Source organism: Candidatus Aquicultor secundus (genome assembly GCF_002791875.1).
Lineage (GTDB): Bacteria > Actinomycetota > Aquicultoria > Aquicultorales > Aquicultoraceae > Aquicultor_A > Aquicultor_A secundus.
In genome coordinates this window covers 4,856-12,821 of record NZ_PFNG01000169.1, presented here as the reverse complement: position 1 = coordinate 12,821, position 7,966 = coordinate 4,856, and the positions used below count along the sequence as shown (strand labels likewise).

General features: G+C 52.3%; 6 protein-coding genes. 4 read left to right on the top strand and 2 right to left on the bottom strand.

Going from position 1 to position 7,966, the window contains the following annotated elements; genetic code table 11:
• Positions 1-469: 469 nt before the first annotated feature.
• The 4 genes from cobA (at position 470) to hemL (ending at position 5,856) form a co-directional block, all read left to right on the top strand.
• Positions 470-2,026 (top strand): uroporphyrinogen-III C-methyltransferase, encoded by a 1,557-nt coding sequence (gene cobA / locus COY37_RS07165; protein ID WP_502690502.1) that lies wholly within the window; start codon positions 470-472, stop codon positions 2,024-2,026.
• 15 nt (positions 2,027-2,041) lie between these two features.
• A complete protein-coding gene (hemB, locus tag COY37_RS07160; protein ID WP_286678227.1) occupies positions 2,042-3,016 on the top strand; it encodes a porphobilinogen synthase in 975 nt (324 codons plus the stop codon).
• Between the two features lie 29 nt (positions 3,017-3,045).
• Positions 3,046-4,212, top strand: coding sequence for a heme b synthase (gene ahbD, locus COY37_RS07155; protein WP_286678228.1), 1,167 nt, complete (start codon positions 3,046-3,048; stop codon positions 4,210-4,212).
• Positions 4,213-4,560: 348 nt separating this feature from the next.
• Positions 4,561-5,856, top strand: a complete 1,296-nt coding sequence (hemL, locus tag COY37_RS07150; protein WP_286678229.1) for a glutamate-1-semialdehyde 2,1-aminomutase — start codon at positions 4,561-4,563, stop codon at positions 5,854-5,856.
• A 46-nt stretch (positions 5,857-5,902) separates the two neighbouring features.
• Here hemL and COY37_RS07145 read toward each other — a convergent pair whose 3' ends face one another.
• Together COY37_RS07145 and rfbB are read right to left on the bottom strand one after the other, a co-directional pair.
• Entirely contained in the window at positions 5,903-6,697 is a 795-nt protein-coding gene (locus tag COY37_RS07145; protein ID WP_286678230.1) for a glucose-6-phosphate isomerase family protein, read from the bottom strand.
• 175 nt (positions 6,698-6,872) lie between these two features.
• Positions 6,873-7,841 (bottom strand): dTDP-glucose 4,6-dehydratase, encoded by a 969-nt coding sequence (gene rfbB, locus COY37_RS07140; RefSeq protein WP_286678231.1) that lies wholly within the window; start codon positions 7,839-7,841, stop codon positions 6,873-6,875.
• Between the last annotated feature and the right edge of the window lie 125 nt (positions 7,842-7,966).

Sequence of the window (7,966 nt, the reverse complement as noted above, 5' to 3'; positions counted from 1 at the left end):
GATTACCGAAGTCCCGAAGCCGATTCATACGAATGGATAAAATCGGTGAATAGGTGGATAAGGATATCTGCTTAAGGGCAAAGGATTGGTTGCTGTCATTCTGAGCGATAGCGAAGAATCTCGGGTGCGGAAACCATGGACCGCCCATCAACAGGGCGGTCGAGCAGGGAAGCTGTCATTCTGAGCGATAGCGAAGAATCTCGGGTGCGGAAACTTTGTTTGAAGTAAGAGGGTTTAGGCTTAGATAACAGAGTGAAATAGATGGTTTATAAATGCTTGATAGCTACTTCTTACTAAGGTAAATCAAAGCTTAGACAGAGTAAGTGACAGAGAAGAGAAGTGCTCTCTAGATTCTTCACTTCGTTCAGAATGACAGGCAAGGGTTCAGAATGACAGGCAAGGGTTCAGAATGACGGGCAAGGGTTCAGAATGACAGGTAGGGAACTCTGGGCTGGATCTTAAAATAAAGGTGAATAGATTGAACGGTAAGGTATATCTGGTCGGGGCGGGTCCCGGTGACCCACGACTTATAACGCTAAAAGGGATTGAGTGCATCGCTCAGGCCGATGTCGTAATCTACGACCGTTTGGCAACAAACCTGTTGTTTGAGCACGCCAGGGCGGGGGCCGAGTTTATCTATGTCGGAAAAGCCGAGGGAAAGCACTCGGTCACCCAATCCGATATCAACATGCTTCTGGTTGAAAAGGCGAAGGAAGGCAAAGTCGTTACCCGCTTAAAAGGGGGCGACCCGCTTATCTTCGGTCGTGGCGGCGAAGAGGCGCTGGTTCTGGTTGAAAACGGCATCGAGTTTGAGTTTGTGCCGGGAGTATCCGCCGGCAATGCCGTTCCCGCTTATGCGGGCATTCCGGTCACCCACCGCGGTGTGACCTCGACGGTCGCTTACGTGACCGGCCACGAGGACCCGCTGAAGCAGACCACCGATATCGACTGGAAGAGCCTTGTCGGCATCGGCACGATTATCTTTTACATGGGGATGCGCAACCTGCCCTCAATCGTCGAGCAGCTTGTAAAAAACGGCCGCTCGCCGGAAACGCCGGTCGCCGTTGTAAGGTGGGGGACTACCCCGCAGCAGCAGACGGTCATCGGCACGCTTGAAACCATCGTCGGCCAGGTCACCCAGGCGCGGCTGAGGGCCCCGTCGATCATTATCGTGGGCGACGTTGTAAACTTGCGGCAGAAGCTCTGCTGGTTCGAGAAAAAGCCGCTCTTCGGCAAACGCATTCTCATAACCCGCGCAAAAGAACAGGCAAAAGTGTTTTCGGAGATGCTAACCGATCTCGGCGGTAACCCGATTGAGATCCCCACGATCAAGATTACCGATCCGGATAGTTTCGCTAATATCGATGCGGCCATCGAGCGCCTTGAAAAAGGTCCCGGTTACGACTGGATCATTTTCACCAGCGCAAACGGCGTCCGCTATTTTATACGTCGCATGAAGACCCTCAACAAGGATATCAGGATTCTTGCCGGGGCGAAGATCGCAACCATCGGCCCGGCCACCGCCAAAGCCGTGAAAAAGCTTTTACTGCATATCGACCTGACCCCCAAGGAGTTTGTCGCCGAAGGGCTCATCGCCGAATTTGAAAAACTCGGGGCGCGAGAAAAGCGCTTTCTTATCCCAAGGGCTCTGGTGGCGCGCGACGTGTTGCCCGAGAGCCTGCGCACAATGGGCGGCGAGGTCGATGTCGCCGAGGTGTATCAAACGGTTCTGGATACACAAGCCGCACAGCGCATAAAAGAAATGCTGGCAGAGAAAAGTATCGATGTCGCCACGTTTACAAGCCCGTCGACAATCAACAGCTTTGCACGGCTGCTTGGCGACGAGTTTAAAGCGCTCATGGACGGCGTATTGATCGCCGCAATCGGCCCGGTAACGGCGGATGCCGTATGGAGTCTCGGTCTCAATGTTGATATCCTTGCAGAGGAGTACACTATCCCGGGTCTCGTCGATGCAATATTGAAAAGGGCCCAGAGGCCAGGGTCAACCACTAATATTCTTAAGTAAAGGAATTGATGGCTAATGTATTTTCCGACATATAGGCCGCGCAGGCTGCGCAAAAACGAAAACTTTAGAAGGATGATACGGGAGACGCACTTAAGCGTCGATGACTTCATCTACCCGCTCTTCGTAGCGCCGGGGGAGGGTGTAAAAAAAGAGATCTCATCGATGCCGGGCAACTACCAGATGTCGATCGATAACATTATCGAGGAGGCAAGGGAAGTCAGAGACCTCGGCATCCCCGCGATTCTATTGTTTGGAATACCATTCGCAAAAGATGAGGTGGGCTCAGAAGCTTACGATGAGGACGGCATCGTCCAGAGGGCCATCCGGGCGATTAAAAAAGAAGTTCCGGATCTCTTGGTCGTAACCGATGTGTGTCTCTGCGAGTACACGAGCCACGGCCACTGCGGGATTATCCGCGACGGAGAGGTATTAAACGATGTCACCCTCGAGCTTCTTGCCCAGGAGGCGCTCACGCATGTAGCGGCCGGCGCCGATATGGTGGCGCCATCCGACATGATGGACGGACGCGTCTCGGCAATACGCTCCAGTTTAGATGAGAACGGGCATCAAGACATCCCGATCATGGCGTATTCGGCAAAGCACGCCTCGGCGTTTTACGGTCCGTTCAGGGAAGCCGCCGAGTCCACGCCGCAGTTCGGCGATCGTCGCTCGTATCAGATGGATGCGGCAAACGGTCTTGAAGCCCTGCGCGAGGTGTCGCTTGATATCGAGGAGGGTGCCGATATCGTTATGGTAAAACCGGCGTTAAGTTGCCTTGACTTGATTTACGCGATAAAGAAAGAATTCGGCTACCCGACAGCCGCCTACAACGTGAGCGGCGAGTTCTCGATGGTAAAAGCCGCAGCAGAGAAAGACTGGATTGACGAGAAGCGCGTGGTCATGGAAATACTGACCGGCATCAAACGCGCCGGTGCAGACATAATCATTACCTACCACGCAAAAGACGCAGCCAAGTGGCTGCAAGAATAAAGATTTTCTGTAAGCAGGAGGCTATTGTTGTGAGTAATCAGGAAACGCCAAAAGCCGAGATAAAGGAGCTCAAAGGGACTGTGCCCCCACCGAGAATGATCGCATGGGAGATAACGCGAAGCTGCAATCTTGCATGCATTCATTGTCGGGCGTCCGCCCTGCATGGGGCATACGAAGGGGAACTCTCGACGGGGGAGGCAAAGGCGCTTCTCGACAATATAAAATCGTTTAGCGATCCCATTATCATTCTAACCGGCGGTGAACCGCTTGCCAGGCCTGATTTCTATGAAATAGCAAAATACGGGCATGACATCGGGTTGAGAATGGTTCTCGGTACAAACGCAACACTTATGACCCCCGAGATAGCCGCCAAGCTAAAAGAAGTCGGTATACCGAGGATGAGCGTTAGCATTGATTTCCCGTTTGCCGAAAAACATGATGAATTTAGGGGACTGAAAGGCGCTTTTGACGACGCGGTCAGGGGCATAAAAATCGCCCAGGAGGCGGGAATCGAAGTGCAGATCAACTCGACCATTACCAAGCTCAATGTCGAGTATCTTGATGATTTGCTGAAATTTGCCAAGGATGTCGGCGCCGTGGCGTTCCACCCGTTCCTATTGGTTCCAACCGGTCGCGGCAAGGAGCTGGAGGAGCAGGAGCTTCCGCCCGAAGAGTACGAACGCGCGCTGAACTGGGTCTACGATAAGCAAAAGGAAGAAAAAGATATCTTCTTTAAACCCACCGATGCGCCGCACTACTTCAGGATCATGCGCCAGCGCGCCAAGGCCGATGGGGAGAAGGCGTCGACGATGATGTCCGGGCACCCGCACGCATCACGCGGTCTTGAGACTATGACGAGGGGTTGTCTTGGCGGCATCGGCTTCTGCTTTATAAGCCACGTAGGCCAGGTTCAACCATGCGGCTACTTTGAGAAGGCGGCCGGCAATGTCAAAGAGAAGCCCTTTAAAGAAATCTGGGAAACCGCACCGCTTTTTGCGGATTTGAGAGACTTTGATAAGCTTAAAGGCAAATGCGGGGTCTGCGAGTACAAGCGTGTCTGCGGCGGCTGCCGCGCCCGTGCGTTTGAGGCCACCGGAGATTATCTCGCCGAAGAGCCGTACTGTGTGTACGTGCCAAAAGCGGCCGCAGTGGCCGGTGAACCGGGGTGCGGCTGCGGAAGTCAGGGTTGTCAATAAATCATTAACAATCGTTTACTATTAATATACACTACCATAATCCCAGTGCTTTGCGCTTGGGATTACTGCAGGTAGAAGTAGGTAAGATGCATATTAACCTATAATGTACAAGATGTTAACTAATAGTGTACATTAGCTAATGTAACGTATAGTGGGCGTTAAGAATAACATAACGTCAACTAATAATAGACGTAAAGAAATAGTTAACGTTAATAAATACTGAACAGGCGATTTGTATATAGCCGCTTGCAAAAGTGCACTAAGAAGTATTATTAGTAAATATTATTAGTAAGTGTTATTAGTAAACATTATTTATAAGCATTTTATTACCATATTCGGAGGTAAAGCATGGACACATCGAGATCTCGGCAGTTATTCGACGAAGCCCAGAAGTATATCCCGGGGGGAGTCAACAGCCCGGTGCGGGCGTTCAAATCGGTAGGATTAAGCCCGCTGTTTATTGCAAAAGCGAAAGGCTCGAAGATATACGACGTGGACGGCAACGAGTATATCGATTACGTTGCGTCCTGGGGGCCGATGATTTTAGGCCATGCGAACGATGAGATAAGCACAGCGGTAAGGGCCGCCCTTGAGAACGGCACAAGCTTTGGTGCGCCCACAGAACTAGAGGTCGAGATGGCAAAAGCAGTCGTCAATGCCGTGCCGTCGGTCGAAAAGGTAAGGATGGTAAGCTCGGGGACAGAGGCGGTGATGAGCGCCATCCGACTGGCGCGCGGTTATACCGGGCGCTCGAAGTTTATAAAGTTTGAGGGCTGTTATCACGGGCACTCAGATGCATTGCTCGTTCAGGCGGGCTCCGGTGTTACCACGCTCGGCCTGCCGGACAGCCCCGGTGTTACCAAGGGCGCTGCGCAGGACACCATCAACCTGCCATATAATGATCTTGAAGCAGTCGAGAAGCTCATCCGCGAACAGCACGAGCAGATAGCCGCGGTTATCATCGAGCCGGTTGCGGGAAACGCAGGGGTTATCCCCCCAAAAGAGGGCTTCTTAGAGGGCCTAAGAAGGGTCACGAAAGAGTACGGCATCGTTTTGATATTTGACGAGGTCATCACCGGCTTTCGTATATCGTACGGCGGCGCCCAGAAGTATTACAACGTCATGCCCGATTTAACGTGTCTCGGCAAAATTATCGGCGGCGGCTTCCCGGTCGGGGCGTTTGGCGGTCGCGCCGAGATTATGGATGCGATTGCGCCGGTAGGCTCGGTCTATCAAGCCGGAACGCTCTCAGGCAACCCGATTGCGATGACCGCCGGCATTACGCTGCTCAATATCCTTAAAGACCCCAAAATCTATGAAGAACTGGATCGCAAGAGCGCACTGTTTGCCGATGGCCTGAAAGCGGCCGCCGAAGAGGCGGGAGTACCCGCGCAGTTTACCCGCGTAGGCTCACTGAGCTGCATGTTCTTCACAGACCAGCCGGTGTATGACTACCAGAGCGCAAAGACATCCGATACGGCCAAGTTCGCCGCATACTTTAAATCGATGCTCGAGCAGGGCATCAACCTCGCCCCATCGCAATTCGAAGCCGCCTTCATTTCAACCGCCCATACCGAAGAGGACATCGAGCGCACGATAGAAGCAGCCGGTAGGGCACTCAAGAGCTTAGTTGTAAAAGCATAAGCCTGAGCGCAAACAATGCAGGTAAGTAAGCACTGCTTACTTTTTTCTATCCAAGTAAATTGCCCGTCATCTTCAATGCGCTTGAGAAGACATCCAGGTAGTTCTGGGGATTTAGTAGGTAATCGAATTTGTCCGGGTTTTCGGTTATTGATATGTAAAGCGGCCTGGCTTCGGTGAGGCCGAATTCCGGCACTTCGTTTGCCTGCGCCCATTTGGGTACGCTAAGCTCCACGTAGTTTTCGTTTTTCTCCCAGGAGAAGTCTTCAAGTTCGTAGTAAGCGCCGCCGTGCAGTTCTTCGAGCGGTTTATATATCGATTTAAAGCCGTCCGCTGTAACATTACTCATAACCAGAGGCTCGTCCCCGGGGTTAATCGTTATATGGCCGTAGCCTGGGGGAATTACGACTTTTTGTCCCGGCAGGGCCTCGACTACAAAGAATTCGAGCACCTTATTTACATCCACCTTCTGGCAGATATAGTGGGCGCGCCCGCTTATTACCTCGTAAACTTCGGGATAAGTAACGTTGGCACCGGGGATGTGGGGATGGTAGTGTCCGACGGTTTTAACACGCTCCCGCCCGACCATGCCGGGTTGCAGCGTTGTGATATCATAGCGGTAGTTTCTTTGTCTAAACATGCTCTTGTCATCCGGCCGGCCGACGTCGCGATACATGAAATAGACTTCCTCGGGGCCCCTAAGCAGGGAATTCGGTGCCAGAACAACCTCTAAAGCGGCCAGGTGGCGGACGTCCGGCTTCACCTCCGGCAGACCTCCCTCGAATACCAGGCGGGCATCCTTTAGTTGCAACGGTAGACCTGAAACTGTATCAAGCTTTAGCAAAATCCACTCCTCCATTCTAGGCAGTAGGTTACTGATATATGGATACAACGGGATACGACAAAGTGATTTCTACCCCTGATTAAAGTTTTTAATCGGAGTCATTAATTAGTTGCTTAGTTGGTATTCTAAAAAAGCACGTGGTTTTCCTGCAAAGCTGAGGGTTTTTATTAGACCGCTAAGTGGCGGAAAGCGTCTTTAACGGTCGCCACCACCACTCGTTGCCACGATACCAGTCGATCGTCATGGCCATCGCGGTGGCAAAGTCATAGTGCGGCTCCCAGCCGAGAGCGCGCACTTTCGAGGTCTCGATCGAGTACCTGCGGTCATGCCCAAGCCGGTCGGGCACGAACTCAATCAGCGATTTCGGCTTTTTCAAGTGGCCCAGGATAGTTTCGGTGATAATGAGGTTAGTCACCTCGTTGCCCGCGCCGATGTTGTAGATACCGCCTATTTCACCGCGATGGAGCACCGTGTCTATGCCGCGGCAATTATCCTCGACATAGCACCAGTCGCGCACGTTCTTGCCGTCGCCGTAGATGGGGACGGGGATGTCCTCAAGCAGGTTGGTGGTGAAAAGCGGTATTAGTTTCTCCGGATATTGATACGGGCCGAAGTTATTTGAGCTTCTAGTGATGATAACCGGTATCCCGAACGTCGTGTAATAGGAGCGGCACAAGAGGTCCGCCGAGGCCTTGCTGGCAGAGTAGGGGCTGCTCGGCTCCAGGGGGTCGGTCTCTTTAAATGAGCCCACGTCGATGCTGCCGTACACCTCATCGGTGCTGATCTGCAAGTACCGTTGGATATCAAGCTCGCGCACGGCCTCAAGCAGTACTTGCGTGCCCATGACATTAGTGGCTATAAACTCTTTGGCCGAGGTTATCGAGCGGTCGACATGGCTCTCCGCCGCAAAATTAACCGCAGCGCCGCATCCTTTTAGGGCCGCTATGACGGCGTTCGCATTGCAGATATCGCCTTCAACGAACCGGTAGCGCGGATCTTTGTCGATCCCTTTAAGATTATTCAGGTTGCCGGCATAGGTCAGCTTATCAAAGTTAACGATCTCGTACTGCGTGTAGGAATCCAGCATATACCGGATAAAGTTCGAACCGATAAACCCCGCCCCGCCCGTCACAAAAATCTTCAAAACCTAAAACCTCCAAAGTTTGTAATTATGGCTGCCTTACGCCTTTCAGGCTTCAGTTTACGGCGATTACTCATTTGTTCACCGTCATTCTGAAGCGTTGTGAAGAATCTAGTGAGCACTCACAG

Bases quoted from the DNA above. Each gene is read 5' to 3' on its own strand.
- hemB (WP_286678227.1), top strand. From the start codon at position 2,042: ATGTATTTTCCGACATATAGGCCGCGCAGGCTGCGCAAAAACGAAAAC.
- hemL (WP_286678229.1), top strand. From the start codon at position 4,561: ATGGACACATCGAGATCTCGGCAGTTATTCGACGAAGCCCAGAAGTAT.